This window comes from Pseudomonas sp. TUM22785, assembly GCF_028198105.1.
Lineage (GTDB): Bacteria > Pseudomonadota > Gammaproteobacteria > Pseudomonadales > Pseudomonadaceae > Metapseudomonas > Metapseudomonas solani.
The window spans coordinates 2,146,370-2,165,280 of sequence record NZ_CP116239.1; the positions used below are offsets into that span (position 1 = coordinate 2,146,370).

Annotated in this window: 16 protein-coding genes; 13 read left to right on the top strand and 3 right to left on the bottom strand. The window is 64.4% G+C overall.

Annotation, left to right across the window (positions count from 1 at the left end):
• The 13 genes from plsX (at position 1) to PI990_RS10095 (ending at position 11,560) form a co-directional block, all read left to right on the top strand.
• The gene (gene plsX / locus PI990_RS10035) at positions 1 to 1,011 is read left to right on the top strand and encodes a phosphate acyltransferase PlsX (RefSeq protein ID WP_442969324.1); all 1,011 of its coding nucleotides are present in this window, start codon (positions 1 to 3) and stop codon (positions 1,009 to 1,011) included.
• A 105-nt stretch (positions 1,012 to 1,116) separates the two neighbouring features.
• Positions 1,117 to 2,055, top strand: a complete 939-nt coding sequence (gene fabD / locus PI990_RS10040; RefSeq protein ID WP_184489251.1) for an ACP S-malonyltransferase — start codon at positions 1,117 to 1,119, stop codon at positions 2,053 to 2,055.
• 14 nt (positions 2,056 to 2,069) lie between these two features.
• A complete protein-coding gene (gene fabG, locus PI990_RS10045; protein WP_021217609.1) occupies positions 2,070 to 2,813 on the top strand; it encodes a 3-oxoacyl-ACP reductase FabG in 744 nt (247 codons plus the stop codon).
• Between the two features lie 187 nt (positions 2,814 to 3,000).
• Positions 3,001 to 3,237: an acyl carrier protein gene (acpP, locus tag PI990_RS10050; RefSeq protein ID WP_016493661.1), complete on the top strand. Its 237-nt coding sequence runs from the start codon at positions 3,001 to 3,003 to the stop codon at positions 3,235 to 3,237.
• Positions 3,238 to 3,344: 107 nt separating this feature from the next.
• Positions 3,345 to 4,589 carry a beta-ketoacyl-ACP synthase II gene (gene fabF, locus PI990_RS10055; protein WP_031287073.1) on the top strand — a complete coding sequence of 415 codons (1,245 nt, stop codon included), beginning with the start codon at positions 3,345 to 3,347 and terminating at the stop codon, positions 4,587 to 4,589.
• Complete coding sequence (pabC, locus tag PI990_RS10060) at positions 4,589 to 5,401, top strand: aminodeoxychorismate lyase (protein WP_271660514.1); 813 nt, start codon at positions 4,589 to 4,591, stop codon at positions 5,399 to 5,401. The genes fabF and pabC overlap by 1 nt, the downstream gene beginning before the upstream one ends.
• Before the next feature lie 3 nt (positions 5,402 to 5,404).
• On the top strand, positions 5,405 to 6,460 hold the full coding sequence (mltG, locus tag PI990_RS10065) for an endolytic transglycosylase MltG (protein ID WP_271660515.1): 1,056 nt from the start codon (positions 5,405 to 5,407) through the stop codon (positions 6,458 to 6,460).
• Positions 6,457 to 7,089 carry a dTMP kinase gene (gene tmk, locus PI990_RS10070; protein WP_271660516.1) on the top strand — a complete coding sequence of 211 codons (633 nt, stop codon included), beginning with the start codon at positions 6,457 to 6,459 and terminating at the stop codon, positions 7,087 to 7,089. The genes mltG and tmk overlap by 4 nt, the downstream gene beginning before the upstream one ends.
• Positions 7,082 to 8,068, top strand: coding sequence for a DNA polymerase III subunit delta' (locus tag PI990_RS10075; protein WP_271660517.1), 987 nt, complete (start codon positions 7,082 to 7,084; stop codon positions 8,066 to 8,068). Before tmk ends, PI990_RS10075 begins: the two co-directional genes overlap by 8 nt.
• Before the next feature lie 35 nt (positions 8,069 to 8,103).
• A complete protein-coding gene (locus PI990_RS10080; protein ID WP_021217603.1) occupies positions 8,104 to 8,460 on the top strand; it encodes a PilZ domain-containing protein in 357 nt (118 codons plus the stop codon).
• Between the two features lie 65 nt (positions 8,461 to 8,525).
• Positions 8,526 to 9,311 (top strand): TatD family hydrolase, encoded by a 786-nt coding sequence (locus tag PI990_RS10085; RefSeq protein ID WP_021217602.1) that lies wholly within the window; start codon positions 8,526 to 8,528, stop codon positions 9,309 to 9,311.
• Positions 9,312 to 9,866: 555 nt separating this feature from the next.
• On the top strand, positions 9,867 to 10,505 hold the full coding sequence (locus PI990_RS10090) for a TetR/AcrR family transcriptional regulator (RefSeq protein ID WP_021217601.1): 639 nt from the start codon (positions 9,867 to 9,869) through the stop codon (positions 10,503 to 10,505).
• Between the two features lie 86 nt (positions 10,506 to 10,591).
• Positions 10,592 to 11,560 (top strand): GTP 3',8-cyclase MoaA, encoded by a 969-nt coding sequence (locus tag PI990_RS10095; RefSeq protein ID WP_021217600.1) that lies wholly within the window; start codon positions 10,592 to 10,594, stop codon positions 11,558 to 11,560.
• Between the two features lie 147 nt (positions 11,561 to 11,707).
• Here the strand turns inward: PI990_RS10095 and PI990_RS10100 are convergent, their stop codons facing one another.
• The 3 genes from PI990_RS10100 to PI990_RS10110 form a co-directional block, all read right to left on the bottom strand.
• Positions 11,708 to 13,321 (bottom strand): methyl-accepting chemotaxis protein, encoded by a 1,614-nt coding sequence (locus PI990_RS10100; RefSeq protein WP_271660518.1) that lies wholly within the window; start codon positions 13,319 to 13,321, stop codon positions 11,708 to 11,710.
• 403 nt (positions 13,322 to 13,724) lie between these two features.
• Positions 13,725 to 14,711, bottom strand: coding sequence for a GGDEF domain-containing response regulator (locus PI990_RS10105; RefSeq protein ID WP_271660519.1), 987 nt, complete (start codon positions 14,709 to 14,711; stop codon positions 13,725 to 13,727).
• Positions 14,712 to 14,716: 5 nt separating this feature from the next.
• Positions 14,717 to 18,814, bottom strand: a complete 4,098-nt coding sequence (locus PI990_RS10110; protein WP_271660520.1) for a CHASE domain-containing hybrid sensor histidine kinase/response regulator — start codon at positions 18,812 to 18,814, stop codon at positions 14,717 to 14,719.
• Between the last annotated feature and the right edge of the window lie 97 nt (positions 18,815 to 18,911).

Genomic DNA, 18,911 nt, shown 5'->3' on the forward strand with positions numbered 1-18,911 from the left:
TTGTCCGCTCCGATCATCGCGATTGACGCAATGGGCGGGGACTTCGGTCCCCGTTGCATTGTCCCGGCCAGCATCGCCTGCCTGGCTGAGTTCCCCTCGCTCCACCTCATTCTTGTTGGTCAAGCCCAGCTCCTCGAAGAGTTGATCGCCCGTGAAAGCGGCGTCGATCGTCAGCGGCTGTCCATCGAACATGCATCCGAAGTCATCGGCATGGACGAGCGTCCATCCCAGGCCTTGCGTGGCAAGCCCGACTCCTCCATGCGTATCGCCCTCGACCTGGTCCGTGCCGGTCGTGCCCAGGCCTGCGTGAGCGCCGGCAATACCGGTGCTCTGATGGCGCTTTCCCGTTACATGCTCAAGACCCTGCCGGGCATCGATCGCCCTGCGATGGTCAGCGCCGTGCCCACGGCCAAGGGGTATTGTCATTTGCTGGATCTCGGCGCCAACGTCGATTGCAGTGCCGAGCACCTCTATCAATTCGCTGTAATGGGTTCCGTCGCTGCCGAGGCGCTCGGGCAGGCGCGCCCGCGTATCGCCTTGCTCAACGTCGGCACCGAGGACATCAAGGGCAACCAGCAGGTCAAGCTGGCGTCCAGCCTTCTGCAGCAGGCTGAAGGCCTGAACTACATCGGCTACATAGAGGGTGATGGCCTGTACCGGGGCGAGGCCGATGTGGTGGTGTGCGACGGCTTCGTCGGCAATATCCTGCTCAAGTCCAGCGAAGGCCTGGCCTCGATGATCTCCGCGCGCATCGAAGCGTTGTTCACCGACAGCTTCGGCTCGCGCATGGTCGGTGCCCTGGCGCTGCCGTTGCTGCGCCGCCTGCAGGGGGACCTGACGCCCGCTCGGCACAATGGCGCGAGCTTCCTGGGTCTCCAGGGTATCGTCGTCAAAAGCCATGGGGCCGCCGGTTCCGATGGCTTCCAGAGCGCCATACGGCGCGCCCTCATCGAGATTCGCGAGAACCTTCCCCAGCGCCTGCATGGGCGTCTCGAGGATCTGTTGCTCTAGGATGTGACCGCTGTCTGCGGCTTGTCATCCAACTGTCAGTTCGTTGCGCTTGGCTATGCCCGGCGTTCCTGTACATCGATCAAGGCAAACAAGGGAATAGTTCCGATGTCCGCATCCCTCGCATTCGTTTTCCCCGGTCAAGGCTCCCAGTCCCTGGGCATGCTGGCCGAGCACGGCGCTTCGCAGAAGCTGGTCCTGGATACCTTCGCCGAGGCCTCCGAGGCCCTGGGTTATGACCTCTGGGCACTGACCCAGCAGGGCCCGGAAGAGCAGCTGAACCAGACCGACAAAACCCAGCCGGCCATCCTCACTGCGTCCATCGCACTCTGGCGTCTGTGGCTGGCCGAGGGCGGTGCCCGCCCGGCTTATGTCGCCGGTCACAGCCTGGGTGAATACTCGGCGCTGGTCGCTGCCGGCAGCCTGGGTTTCGCCGATGCGGTGAAGCTGGTGGAGCGTCGTGGCCAGCTCATGCAGCAGGCCGTTCCGGCGGGGCAGGGCGGCATGGCTGCGATCCTCGGCCTGGAAGATGCCGACGTACTGGCCGCCTGCGCCGAAGCTGCGCAAGGTGACGTGGTCAGCGCGGTCAATTTCAACGCCCCGGGCCAGGTAGTGATCGCCGGCAGCGCCGTCGCCGTCGAGCGCGCCATCGAGGCCTGCAAGGCCCGTGGCGCCAAGCGCGCCATGGCGCTGCCGGTCAGCGTGCCGTCCCACTGTGCGCTGATGCGCCCGGCGGCCGAACGCTTCGCCGAGTCGGTCGAAGCCATTGCCTGGCAAGCGCCGCAGATTCCGCTGGTGCAGAACGTCAGTGCCGCCGTCGTGGCTGATCTCGGCTCTCTCAAGGGCGACCTGTTGGCCCAGCTGTACAGCCCGGTCCGCTGGGTGGAGTCCATCGTTCGCCTGTCGGAGCAGGGTGTGACCGAGCTGGTCGAGTGTGGTCCCGGCAAGGTTCTCTCTGGCCTGAACAAGCGCTGCGTGAAAGGCATTGGCACGCACAATCTGGATACCCCCGACGCCTTCGCAGCCGCTCGCGCTGCGCTGGCCTGAGCAAGGAGAAGACTATGAGTCTGCAAGGTAAGGTCGCCCTGGTCACTGGTGCGAGCCGTGGTATCGGCCAGGCCATCGCGCTGGAGCTGGGTCGCATGGGGGCTGTCGTCATCGGCACCGCCACCACCCCGAGCGGTGCCGAGCGTATAGCCGAATACCTCAAGGAAAACGGCGTCGAAGGCGCCGGCCTGGTGCTCGATGTGAGCAATGACGAATCCGTCGCCAGCACCCTCGAACACATCCAGCAGCACCTTGGCCAGCCGCTGATCCTGGTGAACAACGCCGGTATCACCCGCGACAACCTGATGCTGCGCATGAAGGATGACGAGTGGTTCGACGTCATCAACACCAACCTCAACAGCCTCTATCGCCTATCCAAGGCCGTGCTGCGTGGCATGACCAAGGCTCGCTGGGGGCGCATCATCAACATCGGTTCGGTGGTAGGTGCCATGGGCAACGCCGGGCAGGTTAACTACGCCGCCGCCAAGGCCGGCCTGGAAGGCTTCGGTCGGGCCCTGGCCCGCGAAGTCGGCTCCCGCGCCATCACCGTGAACTCGGTGGCGCCCGGTTTCATCGATACCGACATGACCCGTGAACTGCCGGAAGCCCAGCGCGATGCACTGCTGGGGCAGATTCCGCTGGGGCGTCTGGGGCAGGCCGAGGAGATCGCAAAGGTGGTCGCATTCCTCGCATCCGATAGCGCATCCTACGTCACCGGAGCTACTATCCCTGTGAACGGCGGCATGTACATGAGCTGAATGTGACGATTCCCTTCAGGAAACTGTCATAGGAGCTGTCTAAAATCCGGTACATAAGTGCAATTGGGTTATGGACGGGTCCAGACAGGGCCTGGAGGGGTTGGCATCCCGCTTGAAATGCGGAAAACCCTTTCTATACACTGCAGCCCAAGCTGCACGGATTTTTCCATAGGAGTGAAAACAAGGTATGAGCACCATCGAAGAACGCGTCAAGAAAATCGTCGCCGAGCAACTGGGCGTTAAAGAAGACGAAGTAACCAACAGCGCTTCCTTCGTCGAAGACCTGGGCGCCGACTCCCTTGACACCGTTGAGCTGGTGATGGCTCTGGAAGAGGAATTCGAGACCGAGATCCCGGACGAGCAAGCTGAGAAGATCACCACCGTTCAGGAAGCTATCGATTACATCAACGCGCACGCGCAATAAGTAATCGTCGATTCCCGACTCGGAAAAGCCGCACGACCTCCAAGGTCGTGCGGCTTTTCTTTAAGCGTCATCCAACCGCCGTATAGAAAAAGATAGAGGAGAGCGCTGTGTCGCGTAGACGCGTCGTGATCACTGGCCTGGGCATGCTGTCGCCGCTGGGCAACAACGTTCCGGACAGCTGGCAAGGAATTCTGGCTGGCCGCAGTGGCATCGGCCTGATCGAGCATATGGACCTTTCCGCCTACACCACCCGTTTCGGTGGTTCGGTGAAGGGCTTCGATGTCGAGCAGTACCTGTCCGCCAAGGAAGCTCGCAAACTCGACCTGTTCATCCAGTACGGCCTCGCTGCCAGCTTCCAGGCTATGCGCGATTCCGGGCTGGAAGTAACCGATGCCAACCGTGAGCGCATCGGCGTTGCCATGGGCTCCGGGATCGGTGGCCTGACCAACATCGAGAACAACTGCAAATCGCTGATCGAGCAGGGGCCGCGGCGTATCTCGCCGTTCTTCGTGCCGGGCTCGATCATCAACATGGTGTCCGGCTTCCTGTCGATCCACCTGGGTATCCAGGGACCGAACTACGCCATCGCCACCGCCTGCACCACCGGCACCCACTGCATCGGCATGGCCGCGCGCAACATCGCCTATGGCGAAGCTGACGTGATGGTCGCCGGTGGCGCCGAAATGGCGGCCTGTGGCCTGGGGCTGGGTGGCTTCGGTGCTGCCCGTGCCCTGTCCACCCGCAACGATGACCCGGCTGCAGCCAGCCGCCCCTGGGACCGTGGCCGTGATGGCTTCGTGCTGTCCGACGGCGCCGGTGCGCTGGTTCTCGAAGAGCTGGAGCACGCCAAGGCCCGTGGCGCCACCATCTATGCCGAGCTGGTCGGCTTCGGCATGAGCGGCGACGCCTACCACATGACCTCGCCGCCGGAAGACGGCGCCGGTGCCGCCCGCTGCATGCACAATGCCCTGCGTGATGCCGGCCTGAACGGCGACCAGGTGCAGTACATCAACGCCCATGGCACCTCCACTCCGGCTGGCGACAAGGCTGAAGCAGCGGCGGTGAAGAGCGTGTTCGGCGACCACGCCTACAAGGTTGCGGTGAGCTCCACCAAATCCATGACCGGCCACCTGCTGGGTGCGGCCGGTGCCGTCGAGGCGATCTTCAGCGTGCTGGCGATCCGTGATCAGGTGGCGCCGCCGACCATCAACCTGGACGACCCGGACGAGGGCTGCGACCTCGACTTCGTGCCCCACGAAGCCCGCTCCATGCCGATCGACGTGGTGCTGTCCAACTCCTTCGGCTTTGGTGGCACCAACGGCTCCCTGGTATTCCGTCGGTTCGCCGACTGATGCAGAGCTGGGTCGACGGCCGCCCGGCCGGGTCACTGTCCCTCAAGGACCGTGGCCTGGCCTACGGCGATGGTCTGTTCGAGACCATTGCCGTATGCGGCGGTCGGCCCGGCCTGTTGGAGCGCCACCTCGCGCGCCTTGCCGAAGGCGCGCGGCGTTTGTCCTTCGATCTTGATCTCGACCTCGTGCGTGAGGAGCTGCTGGCGTTCTCTGCCCAGCTCGACGGGGGCGTCGCCAAGCTGATGGTGACCCGCGGTGATGGCCTGCGCGGCTATGCACTGCCAGGTACGCCGCCACGGCGCATCCTCATGGGCAGCCCCTATCCCGCCTATCCCGAAGGTCACGCCGAACAGGGCATCGAATTATTCCCCTGCGTCACTCGCCTGGCCGAGCAGCCGTTGCTCGCCGGGCTCAAGCACCTCAACCGGCTGGAACAGGTTCTGGCCCGTGCCGAGTGGCAGGATGCGCGCTTCGCCGAAGGCCTGATGTGCGACGTTTCCGGGCGGGTCATCGAAGGGGTTTTCAGCAACCTCTTCATAGTCCGCGCGGGTGTACTCCTAACCGCCGATCTCGGGCGCAGCGGGGTCGCCGGGGTGATGCGCGCGGAGTTGCTGGACCAGGCCGCTGCCCAGGGAATCGCCACCCAGGTGCGCGACATCGGCTACGAGGAACTGCTCACGGCCGATGAAGTCTTCCTCTGCAACAGCCTTTACGGCGTCTGGCCCGTGCGCCGCTTCGCGGGTCACGACTGGTCGGTCGGGCCGCTCACCCGTAAACTGCAGGCCCTTGCCCGCGACCTACTGGATAGCTGATTCGTGATACGCAAATTGCTCGTGCTGCTGCAGAGTGGCCTGATCCTCGGCGGCCTCGTGTTCGCGTTTGCCGGTTGGCAGCAGCGTGAAGCCCTGGAGCAGCCACTCGTGCTGACCGAAGAGCAGTTACTCGACGTGCCGGCCGGCTCGACCCCTGGTGGTCTGCTCAATCGGCTGGAAGAGGAGGGGGTCATTCAAGGGGCCTTTTGGCTGCGCCAATACTGGCGCTTCAACCTCGCCGGCCAATCCTTGCACAGCGGCGAATACCGCATGGCGCCGGGGATGAACGCAGCACAACTGCTTGGTCTCTGGCAGCGTGCCGAGGTGGTGCAGTACAGCCTGACCCTGGTGGAGGGCTGGAACTTCCGCCAGCTGCGCACGGCCCTGGCCAAGCAGGTGAAGCTGGAACAGACCCTGGCCGATGTCAGCGACGAGGAGCTGATGAAGCGCCTTGGCCTGGAGGGCCAGCATCCCGAGGGGCGTTTCTTCCCCGACACCTACCGCTATGTGCGCGGCATGCGTGACATCGACCTGCTCAAGCAGGCGCATCAACGCCTCGAGCAGGTGCTGCAGGACGAATGGGAAAAGCGCGCGGACAAGCTTCCCTATGCCGATCCCTACCAGGCACTGATCATGGCCTCGATGGTGGAGAAGGAAACCGGCGTCCCCAGCGAGCGTGGGCAGATCGCCGGCGTCTTCGTGCGGCGACTGCAGATGGGCATGCTGCTGCAGACCGACCCCACCGTCATCTACGGTCTGGGCGAGCGCTATGCCGGCAAGATCACCCGTGCCCACCTGCGCGAGGCCACGCCTTACAACACCTACGTGATCGCCGGCATGCCGCCGACGCCCATCGCCATGGTCGGGCGTGAGGCCATCCATGCCGCCATGCACCCGGTCGAAGGCAAGAGCCTCTACTTCGTCGCCCGTGGCGACGGCAGCCATGTATTTTCCGAGTCGCTCGCCGCCCACAACCAGGCGGTGCGCGAATATCAGTTGAAGCGACGGGCGGACTACCGGTCCAGCCCCGCGCCCACTACCAACAAGGACACCCCGTGAGCGGTCTGTTCATTACGCTCGAAGGCCCCGAAGGGGCCGGCAAGAGCACCAACCGCGACTTCCTCGCCGAACGCCTGCGCAGCCATGGCGTCGATGTAGTGCTGACCCGTGAGCCTGGCGGTACGCCCCTCGCCGAGCGCATCCGCGAGCTGCTGCTGGCACCCAGTGACGAGGCCATGGCCGCCGATACCGAGCTGCTGCTCATGTTCGCCGCCCGTGCCCAGCACATCGCCGGCGTCATCCGCCCGGCCCTGGCCCGTGGCCAGGTGGTGCTCTGTGATCGCTTCACCGATGCCACCTACGCCTACCAGGGCGGTGGTCGCGGGCTCCCGGTGGAGCGCATCGCGCAACTGGAAGCCTTCGTCCAGGGCGAGCTGCGCCCGGACCTGACCCTGGTCTTCGACCTGCCGGTGGACGTCGGCCTCAGTCGCGCTGCTGCCCGTGGTCGCCTGGATCGCTTCGAGCAGGAGGACCGTGGGTTCTTCGAGGCGGTGCGCCAGACCTACCTGCAGCGCGCCGCTGCTGCCCCGCAGCGTTACCACGTACTCGACGCCGCTGCCTCCCTGGTGAGCGTGCAGGAGGCCCTGGAGGCCTTGCTGCCCGAACTGCTGGAGCGTTGCCGTGGCTGAAGCCTATCCCTGGCAGGAATCCCTCTGGCAGCACTTGGCCGGTCGGCCGCGTCACGCCCATGCCTATCTGCTGCACGGGCCCGCCGGTATCGGCAAGCGCGCCCTGGCCGAGCGCCTGATGGCACGCCTGCTGTGCCAGAAGCCCCAGGGCCTGGATGCCTGCGGGCAGTGCAAGTCCTGCTACCTGCTGGCCGCCGGCACCCACCCGGATAACTTCGTGCTGGAGCCGGAAGAAGCGGACAAGGCGATCAAGGTCGATCAGGTTCGTGAGCTGGTCGGCTTCGTCGTGCAAACGGCGCAGCTTGGCGGGCGCAAGGTGGTGCTTCTGGAGCCGGCCGAGGCCATGAACCTGAACTCCGCCAACGCCTTGCTGAAAAGCCTTGAGGAGCCGTCGGGCGACACCGTGCTGTTGCTCATCAGCCACCAGCCCAGCCGCCTCCTGCCCACCATCAAGAGCCGTTGCGTACAGCAGGCCTGCCCGTTGCCGGGTGAGGGCGACAGCCTGGCCTGGCTCGCGCATGCGCTACCGGATACCGACGAACAGATCCGCCGTGACCTGCTGGTGCTGGCGGGCGGTTCGCCGCTCACCGCCCTGCGTCTGCATGGGCAGGCCGTGCTCGAGCAGCGCGCCCAAGTGGTGGATGGGGTGAAGAAACTGATCAAGCAACAGGTGGGGGCGAGCGCACTGGCCGAAGGCTGGAACGCTGTGCCGCTGATCCTGCTGTTCGACTGGTTCTGCGACTGGGCGCAACTGATGCTGCGCTACCAGCTGACCCATGACGAGCAAGGCCTGGGCCTGGCCGATATGCGCAAGGTGGTCCAGTACCTCGCCGACAAGGCGCCCCAGCACAAGGTGCTGGCGTTCCAGGACTGGTTGCTGCAGCAGCGGCAGAAGGTGCTCGGCAAGGCCAACCTCAACCGTGTCTTGCTTCTCGAAGCCTTGCTGGTGCAGTGGGCAAGCCTGCCCGGACCGGGCTAGAATCCACCGCTGAGCCAGCTAGCCAGGAAAGCCGCATGAGCCTGCCACCCAATCTGGGCCCGCGTAACGGGATTCTGTCCTTGACCATCAAGGACAAGTCCGTGCTGTATGCCGCCTATATGCCCTTCATCAAGAACGGCGGCCTGTTCATCCCGACGAACAAGAGCTACAAGCTCGGCGACGAAGTGTTCATGCTCCTGAACCTCATGGACGAGCAGGAAAAAATCCCGGTGGCCGGCAAGGTCGTCTGGATTACCCCCAAGGGGGCGCAAGGCAACCGTGCCGCTGGTATCGGCGTACAGTTCAACGATGGCGACACCGGTGCTCGCAACAAGATCGAGACCTACCTCGCCGGCGCCCTCAAGTCGGACCGCCCGACCCACACCATGTAAAAGGGCTCCCGCCCACCGCGTCGACTCCGGTCGGCGCCTCCCCTGACGTTCAAGTGATCCGAAACATGCTGGTCGATTCCCACTGTCACCTCGATCGCCTCGATCTTGCCGCCCATGGCGGTTCCCTCGATGCGGCGCTGGATGCTGCACGAGCCCGTGGCGTCGGGCATTTCCTCTGCATCGGCGTCAGCGCCGACAACGCCGCTGCGGTCAAGGATCTGGCCAGTCGCTATGCCGATGTGCACTGCTCGGTCGGCGTCCACCCGCTGGATCTCGCTCCCGGTGAAGCGCCTGCACTGGATTGGCTGCTGGGCGAGCTGGACCACCCCCGCGTCGCCGCCATCGGTGAAACCGGCCTCGATTACCACTACGAGCCCGAAGCCGCCGAACTGCAGCAGCAGGCCTTCCGCCTTCATCTGGAAGCCGCGAGCATCACCGGCAAGCCGGTGATCGTGCACACCCGCGAGGCCCGCGCCGATACCCTGGCGCTGCTGCGCGAGGCGGCGCTGCCCCAGGCGGGCGTGCTGCATTGCTTCACCGAGGATTGGGAGATGGCCAAGGCGGCGCTGGATATCGGCTTCTACATCTCGCTTTCCGGCATCGTCACCTTCCGCAATGCCGAAGCGCTGCGCGACGTGGCGCGGCAGGTGCCTGCCGACCGCCTGCTGGTGGAAACCGATTCGCCCTACCTCGCGCCCATCCCCCACCGCGGCAAGCCGAACCTCCCGCAGTACGTGCGTGAGGTCGCCGAGTTCCTGGCGCAACTGAGGGGCGTGGAGTTCGAGCGCTTCGCCGAGCAGACCACCGAGAACTTCCAGCGCCTGTTCCCCCTGGCGCGCCTGGCGGGCTAAAACTCGCGGGCAAAAAAAACCCGGGTTCTGGGGGATGAATCCGGGTCAAGACCATTAGGAGTAAAACAAAGGTACGCGATCCTCGGTACCTCGACTGACGGGGCACTTGGGGGGAGATGCCGCACGCCAGTCATGTGAGTATTGGTCAATATCCCCCTGCGTCCAGATGCCGCTGCTCGTTTTTTAAACAGATTTGGAATACGCGGAAGGCGGCTGAGTCCTCAAGCGTCTGCTTGCAGGGTTGGCACCTGGGTATGACGGCTCCGCCTGTTCCTGACCGGGCTGCGCTCAATGGTCGCACCCCGGATTGCTGCAGGAGCTCAGTTCTTTTTGCGTAAGTAGGGCGGGGAGACGGCTTGAAAGCCCACTGCCTGATGGCTAGGCGTTCACCCGTGTAACCCCTGAAACCCTTCTGGTTCGCGGTTTTCGGCCTTATAACAGGGGGCTGAAACATGCAGAACCCATCTGGCAATAGGCTCATAGTCGGATGATCCGTGCATTTTGGCGCTAGTTAGGCATAATACCTGGCTTGATTTTTGACCCTACAGTCCCTTTATGCAGAAAGAACCCCGTAAAGTCCGTGAGTTTCGCCGCCGCGAGCAGGAAATCCTCGACACCGCTCTGAAACTGTTCCTCGAGCAGGGTGAAGACAGCGTCACCGTCGAGATGATCGCCGACGCGGTGGGCATCGGCAAAGGCACCATCTACAAGCACTTCAAGTCCAAGGCGGAGATCTACCTGCGCCTGATGCTCGACTACGAGCGTGACCTGAACGAGCTGCTGCATTCCGCGGACGTGGACCGTGACAAGGAAGCGCTGTCGCGCGCCTACTTCGAGTTCCGCATGCGCGACCCGCAGCGCTACCGCCTGTTCGACCGCCTGGAAGAGAAGGTGGTGAAGAACAGCCAGGTGCCCGAGATGGTCGAACAGCTGCACAAGATCCGTGCCTCCAACTTCGAGCGCCTGACCCAGCTGATCAAGGGCCGCATCGCCGAAGGCAAGCTGGAAGACGTGCCGCCCTATTTCCACTACTGCGCAGCCTGGGCCCTGGTGCATGGCGCCGTGGCGCTCTACCACTCGCCGTTCTGGAGCAACGTCCTGGAAGATCAGGAAGGCTTCTTCCAGTTCCTCATGGACATCGGCGTGCGCATGGGCAACAAGCGCAAGCGCGAGAATGACGCGCCATCGGGCTGAGTGATCCTTCTGGTCCCGGCTGCTAAGCCATGGGACAGGATGGGGCGCAGCGATATACTGCGCCCTGTCCCCCGTCGGAGCGCCCCATGATCGTCGACCGCCAAGGCAGGCGCTTCCGCAACCTGCGCATCAGCCTTACCGCCGCCTGCAACTACGCCTGCACCTACTGCGTGCCGGATGGCAAGCGCCTGGTCGCGGCGCAGGACGAGCTCTCCGCCGAGGCCATGGTGCGCGGTGTCTCCTACCTGATGGAAGCCGCCGGCATCGAGCGTTTGCGCATCACCGGTGGCGAGCCGCTGGTGAGCCCCAAGCTCGACCACTTCCTTCGTGGCGTCAGCTGCCTCGGCCTCGACGACATCAGCCTCACCACCAATGGCCAGTTGCTCTCGCGCAAGCTGCCGTTGCTGGTCGATTGCGGTATCCGCCGTATCAACGTTTCCCTGGACACCCTCGATGCGGACGCCTTCCGTGGCATCGCCCGTGGCGGCGATTTGAAGACCGTGCTGCAGGGGCTGGCCGATGCGAAAGCGGCGGGGCTGAAGATCAAGCTCAACATGGTGCCCCTGCGCGGGCAGAACCTCGATCAGGTCCTGCCGCTGCTGGAGTACTGCCTGGAAAACGGTTTCGAGCTGCGTTTCATCGAGCTGATGCGCATGGGCCACCTGGCCCGCGATGGCGTCGGCTTCCAGCAACAGTTCATCGGGCTCGACGAACTGCTCGCCCTGATCGGCGAACGCCACGAATTCGTCCAGGCCGAAGCGCCGGTGGATGCCACCGCGCTGCGCTACCAGATACCCGGCCTCGGCCACTTCGGCATCATCGCCAACGAAAGCGTGCCGTTCTGCCGCACCTGTTCGCGCTTGCGCCTGTCTTCCACGGGGTGGCTGCATGGCTGCCTGTCGTCGAGCAACCGCCACTACGTCGGCGACCTGCTGGAGAAGCCGCGCCACCAGGCCCTGCCCGGGCTGCAGCGGCTGTTGGTGAAGGCTCTGGCGGACAAGCAGGACATCGCCTTCTCCGGCGGCGTCACCGTCATGAAGATCATTGGCGGCTGAGCGCCCGTACGCCCTGTGCCGTTAAACGCAGCTCGGGCGATTCAGGTCGTGAGATTGCGTTCGTCGTCCGCCTGGACCACCAGCAGCGCCCCGAAGTCAGGAACGCATCGCCATCGAGACGGTGATTCTCCGGCGGCATATGACTCGTCACAGGCGGAACGAGGCGACGGCGGACTTGAGCTCCACGGCCAGGCGCGACAGGTCCTGGCTGGAGGAGCGGGTCTGGCTGGCTCCCGCCGAGGTCTGGGTGGACAGGTCGCGGATGTTGACCAGGCTGCGGTCGACCTCGCGTGCTACAGCGGCCTGCTGTTCGGCAGCGCTGGCCACCTGGACGTTCTGCTCGTTGATCGAGGCGATGGTCCGGGCGATGTCGCCCAAGCTGCCATCGGCGGCCTGGGCGAGGTCCACCGTTGTCTGGGCGAGGCGCGAACTGCCCTGCATCGTGGCGACGGTGGCGCTGGCCTCCTGCTGCAGCTGGTTAACCATCTGCTCGATTTCCTGGGTGGATTGCTGGGTGCGCTGTGCCAGCAGGCGAACCTCATCGGCCACCACCGCGAAGCCGCGCCCCTGCTCGCCGGCACGGGCGGCCTCGATGGCGGCGTTGAGGGCCAGCAGGTTGGTCTGCTCGGCGATCGAGCGGATCACGTCGAGCACCTTGCCGACGTCCTGCATCTGCCGGGCGAGCTTCTCGACACGCTCGGCGCTGCCGGTCACGTCGGTCGCCAGGGCGTTGATCGAGCGCACTGTCTCACCCACCTGCTCGCGGCCATGGCGCGTGGCGGTGTCGGCCTGGCGCGAAGCGTCCATGGTCGTAGCCGCGTTGTGGGCCACCCCATCCACCGCCGCACTCATCTGGTTGCAGGCCGTGGCCGCCTGCTCGATTTCCTGGTTCTGCCGCAGGAGGTCCCGGCTGGTGTCTTCGGTCACCGCATGCAGTTGCTCGGAGGCCGAGGCGAGTTGGGTGGAGGAGTCGGCGATGAGGCTGATGGTCTGCCGCAGGTTCTGCTGCATGCCGCGCAGGGCGCTCATGAGGGAGGTCGCCTCGTCGTGCCCTTCAACCGGAATGTCACGGCTCAGGTCGCCCTGGGATACCTGGCTCGCCACTTCGACCGCCTGGTTCAGCGGCCGCACGATGCTGCGCGAGAGGAGGAGGGCAAGGATGACGGCCAGGCCGACGGCCCCAGCGAGAATCAGCCCCACGAGCAGGTTGGCGCGCTGGAATGCTGAGGTGCTGGCTGTCGAGGCCTGCTTGGCTCCATCCTCGTTGAGCTTGATCAACGCTTTGAGGTCTTCGCTCAGAGCACTGCCACGCTCGTTCAGTTTTGCGGTCACCAGCGACTGTGCGTCGTCTCTTTCTCCGGCGGACAAGTGCTGGATCACGGCGCTGCGGACGTCCAGATAGCTGCGCAGGTCTTCGAGGTACCGATCGAAGAGCCGCTGCTCCTCGTCGCTCGAAATCATCCGGACGTAGTTGTCCCGGGCGTTCTGCAGGGTCACCTCGTCCGCGGAGAGGCGGGCCTTGACTGCCTCGTCGTACACCACCAGTGCTCGTAGCGTCGAGGCCCGCAGTTGAAGGGTCGCTTCGTCCATGTGGCTGATGGCGACGATGCTGGGCAGCCAGTTTCCGTCGACCGCTTGGGAACTGTCGTGCATCTGGTGCATCTGCATCAGGGAACCGGCGCCGACCAGCATCAACAAGGTGACCAGCACTGCAAAACCGGCATTGATGCGGGTGGAGACACGTAACGAGCGAATCAGCATGATGATCTCCCCAAGTTGCACGGGTGTAGCGATGTGTGTGCCCGATAGAAGTTTTAGGTCATGGGCGGATGTTTAACGAGCTTCTTGTGAAAAGTGCGTGAATTTAAGTAGGCGACAATTAGTCGTTGTCGTTACAGCGACAGCAAGTTCCTGTTTGCAGGGAATTGATGGCAAAGTGCTTTTATCGAGTTTCCGCCTGTTTTTACTGTGTTTCCATTGGCGATAGGCGGTATCAGACTTTAGTTGCTGGTTGAGTTATCGATAATAATTTGCACTGGAATTTGCTTGCCGTTATTGATTGCGGGTAGCGCTCTATTGCGCAGGGCCAGTCTTGTCGAGCTGTGTCGCATCGGCGATTTCAACAGCGCGTGTAATCATCCAGGCCCTTGTGATCCTTACACCGCTAGCCTTTCTTGATACCCGAACCACTCGCTGGCAATAACGCTGCAAGTTCGATGTTCCTGAAACGACTGCAATCCCGGCCCGCTTCCTTGGCCTCGTATAAGGCGGCATCCGAAAATTCGAGAAGCCTTGCGATATCCGGTGCGACTTCATTGCTCTCACTGGTATGCGGCCAACTGGGACTTTCTTCATCGAAACTGGCGACGCCGATTGAAACAGTCACTTTCCCGTGGGGGCTGTCGAGATGAGGGATATTCAAGTGCCTGACACCGTCCCCCAGTTGTTCGGCTATGCGGCAGGCGCCGACATGGTCGGTTTCGGGCAACAGCACGGCGAACTCTTCACCCCCATAGCGGGCCACTAGGTCGGCGGGCCTGTTGATGCTGGCGCGTAGGGCATGGGCGACGGCGATCAGGCACTGGTCGCCCTGCAAGTGGCCGTTACGGTCGTTGTAGCGTTTGAAGTAGTCGATATCCATCAGCAGCAACGAGAAGGGCTGCCCGTTGCGGCGTGTCCTCAGCCATTCGCGTTCGATGTTCTGATCGAGGAAGCGGCGGTTGGCCAGGCCTGTCAGGCCGTCGGTTTGCGCCAGCAGGTTGAGCCGGTCCATGGCCAGCTTCAGGTGCAGGTGCGTCTTCGCCCGCGCATGGACGATGGCGGGGCGTATGGGCTTGCCGATGAAGTCCACCGCGCCCAGGGCGAGGCCCGCTTCCTCCATGCTCGCCTCGGTATGGCTGGTGATGAAGATGACCGGGACGTCGCGCAATTCCATTTCGGTCTTCATCCGTTCACAGACCTCGAAGCCGCCCATGCCGGGCATTTCGGCATCCAGCAGGACCAGGTCGGGCCTTTCTTCCCGTGCCGCCCGGAGTGCATCGGGGCCGTTGGTGGCGAAGCGGATCTTGCCGAGACGGCCGATCGCCTTGCTGAGGATGCGGATCGCCGAGGTGTCGTCATCCACGATCAGCAGGGAGGGTGTGTAGTCCATGGGTGTCACTCCTTGGCCACGAGGCCTGCGGATTCGAGCAGGTGCAGCGCCTGCTCGAAGTCCAGGTTGTCGATCGCCTGCCAGACCTGCTCGGCCAGTGCCTGGCTCGAAACCTGGATGGCGGGGCATGCCTGGGCGAACTGCTCCAGCGCGGCCATGTCGTGGTCGCGCAGGTGGTCGATCAGCCTCGCCAGCGCGGGGCCCGCTGCCAGATGGTCCGCGTCGCTGCGGGGGAGGGTGATCTCCTCGATGTTCGTCTGGCGTTCGAGTTCTAGATAGGCCTCCACCAAGCGCCCGAGCAGTGTCGGCAGGTTTGGGGCGTCGGGGTCGATCCGTAGCAGGGTCTCCGCCTCACCTGCAAGCTTGTGAAGGCACCGGGCACCGAGCATCCCCGCCGACCCTCTGAGCTTGTGCAGGCGCGCTGTCAGCCCGGGCGGGTCGTCCTGAAGGCGTCGCTGGGTCGCCTCGTCGTCGCGGAATTCGCGGAACTCGCTGAACAGCCGCCGCAGCGACGAGTTGAACAGCTCCAGGTCGTGACTCATGCGCTGGGCGACTTCAACGGTATCGATGCCTTCTATCGTCGGCCATGGGCGGGAAGGCCCGGTGGGCGTCTCGATCGGACGTATGGGTAGGGGAGCGCCCCGGGAGTCCTGGACCGCGCGGCGGATGGCGCGGATCAGTACCTTGGGTTCCAGGGGTTTGCTGAGGAACTCGTCAATTCCGGCCGCCTTGGCCTGGCGACGCTCTTCCGGCAACGCTCCGGCGGTCAGGGCGAGCACGGGTAGTCGTTGCAGGCCGAGTTCGCCACGCAGTCGGCGGGTGGCCTCGAACCCGTCCATTTCCGGCATGTGCAGGTCCATCAGCACGACATCGAAGGCGGTGGTGTCCTCGCGCAGACAATCCAGCGCCTGGCGGCCATTCATGCAGGTCTGCACCTCGGCGCCCTGCTGTTGAAGCATGAGACTGGCCACCTCGAGGTTGATGTCGCTGTCATCCACCAGCAGCAGCCTTATGCCCTCCAGCCACCGGGCCTGGGTGATGTCCAGCTCGGTGGCGTGGATCAGTTTCTCGCCGTGGCCGTTGGGATGCCTGAGGCTGGCGGCAGCGATGGCGTTGTAGAGATCGGAGCCGTCCAGTGGCGTTCGGGCGTAATGGTCCACCAGTGCATCTTCCAGGGTGGGTGCAGCCGATGTCCGTGGCGCCGAGAACACCACGCTGCTGGGCATGCGTTCGCGTCCCAGCAGCGCCCTGAGCTGTTCGAGTGTCTCCAGCACATCGTCGCCGGCCAAGTGGTCGAGTAGCAGTACGTCGGCCAGTGGATGGCGGCCTGCGAGCCGTTGTCCGAGGTGTTCGAGCAGGTCTTCCCGTCTGAAGAATGGGGTGGCTCGCCAGCCCAGGGAGCGACACAACTGGGTGAGACGCTGGCGTTCGCCCTCGTCCTGGCTGACCACCAGCACGTCCAGGCTGGACGCGGCTTCCGACAAGGCCTGGTCGTCGCTGACCCGGTTGAACGGCAGGCGTACCCAGAATTCGCTGCCCGCCCCGAGGGTGCTGCGCACACCGACCGTTCCGCCCATCTTCTCGGCCAGGCCGCGTACCACCGACAGGCCCAGCCCCGTGCCGCCGAAGCGGCGGGTGGTGGAGGTGTCTGCCTGGGTGAAGGGGGAGAACAGCCGTTCGATCACTTCGGCATCGATGCCGCAGCCGGTGTCCTGGACACTGATGCGGAGCCAGCAGCGCTCATCGGTCTCGCGGGTGCACTCGACATTGACCTCGATACCGCCCGAGGCGGTGAACTTGAGGGCGTTGCCGACCAGGTTCATGAGGATCTGGTTGAGGCGCAATGCATCGCCTGTGAGTTGCTCGGGCAACTCGTCGGCCCTGACCGCGAACCGCAGGCCCTTGGCTTCGGCTTGGGGCGCGAAGAGTTCGGCGAGGTCGCCGAACAGCCGGCGCGGGCGGAACGGGCTGTTCTCCAGAAGCATCTCGCCGGCCTCGATCTTGGCGATGTCGAGGATGTCGTTGATGATCCCCAGCAGGGAGCGCCCGGCGATCTGCAGCTTGCCGAGCAGGTTCTGCTGCTGTTCGTCCAGGCGCGTGCCCTGCAACAGGTGGGCGATGCCGATGACCGCATTCATAGGGGTGCGGATCTCGTGGCTCATGTTCGCCAGGAACAGGCTCTTGGCGGCGTTGGCGCTTTCGGCCGAGGCTTTGGCGGCGTGGAGTTCGGCGCTGCTGCGCAGGCGTTCGGTGATGTCCTGGGCGATGCCCAGGTGGCCGATGAGCGCACCGCTCTCCGTGCGGATGGAGGTCATGACCATGGACACCTGGATCTGCGAGCCGTCCTTGCGGATATAGGTCCACTGGCGCGTTTCCGCCCCTTGCTCGTCGGGCTTGCAGCGGAACACCTCCATCCCCTCGATGGGGCGGCCGTATTCGCGGCTGAGTTCGGCCGCGCGTGCCTGGACTTCCTCTGGCAGGTGGAAGTCCAGGGGATTGCGGATGCCGATCATCTCGGCGGCGGTATAGCCCAGCAGCAGTTCCGCGCCCCGGTTGAAGACGACGATCTCGCTCTGCATGTCCACGGCGATGATGGACACCTCGGACGAGGCGTCGAGCACCGCCTGCAGCAGGCCCGCGACCCGGGAGAGCTCGGCGGTGCGTTCGCTGACCTGTTGCTCGAGGTTGGCGTTGAACTGGCGCAGGTAGTTCTCCGCGCGCTTGCGGTCGCTGATGTCGTGCATCAGCTTCGCCGCGCCGAGGATGCTGTCGTCGGCCTCGCGGATCAGGCTGCAGGTGATGGTCACATCGATCAGGCGACCCTCCTTGTGCAGGCGCTGGGTTTCCAGCGTCGGGCCGCGTTCCCCGCGTGCCACCCGTTCGAGCAGCGCTTCATCCTCGGCCAGGCGTTCCTGCGGGACCAGCAGGGGGGCGAGGGGGCGGCCGAGGATCTCCGCCTCGGTGTAGCCGAACATCTGCTCGGCAGCACGGTTCCAGGTGATGATCCGGCCATCCAGCGCCTCGCCGATGATCGCGTCGCTGGAATTCTCGACGATGGTCGCCAGCCGTGCCTGGCCGGCCGTCACCTGGTGCTGGCGCTGGCGTGACAGCAGCAGGGTGCCGACCATGCCGGTGAGCAGGAGGCTGGCCAGCAGCCCGACCACGAAAACCTTGGCGGGGTGCACGGGGTCCAGGGACTCGACGAAGGCCGCATGGGCGCTGACCTGGAACAGCCAGGTCCGCCCGTAGACCTCGCGTTCGAAGCTGTAGGTCTGGACCAGCTCGCCATCCGGGCTCTGGTGGTGGGTCTCGAAGATGAGCTTGCGCTGCGGGGCGTCGGTCTTGTCGTAGATCGCCAGGTGGAGGCTGTCCACGGGCAGGTCGAGGTCGGTCATCACCTCGCTCATCGCCAGGGGGGCATAACTCCATCCGAGGATTTCCTCATGGCGGGACGGGAGATCGGCAGGGGTATCCGGGGTGCTGTAGACGGGCAGCAGGAACAGGAAGGAGCGATAGGCCTTCCTGGATTCGTTGACGAAGGTGATGGGGGCGGTGAGCGTGGCCTTGCCGCTGAGCATCGAGCGCTGCGCGGCGATCCGGCGCAGGGGCTCGGAGGCGATGTCCAGGCCGATGGCTTCGATATTGACCTCCGGCGGATCGATGTACTGGATCACGTAGCGCTCGCCCTGGAAGGGGGCGAACTGGTGCAGGGTGAAGTTCGGCTGGCCATCGGCCCTGACCCGGCGCAGGAAGTCCGCCTCCTCGTTGACCTTGACCCGGCGGATGAAACCGAAACCGCGGGCCCCGGGGAATTCTTCCTGGAGATTGCGGGCCCGGCTGTAGCGGGTGAACAGGTCGAGGGTGACGTTGTCAATGCCCAACATGTGGATGGCGCCGCGCCAGCCCCTGAGGCGGAACTCGTAGATGCGCAGGCGCGACATGAGGTCGCCTTCGACCTCTCGGCTTTCATCCTTCAGGGCCTGCTGCACGTGGTCGTCGATGGACCGGACCTGCTGGAAACTGGCCAGCGCGCTGAGCAGCAGGCCCGAGAGCAGTACCGCTGCCATCCAGATGGCGATGTGAATCCATGACTTTGCCTTCATCCACTCGAGTCTCACGCCGGTTGGAGGTCGAGGCGACCTTGGCGGCGCGCATCGAGCCCTGACTTTCCTGTCTTTTTCCGTAAAGGCTCCAGCGTAC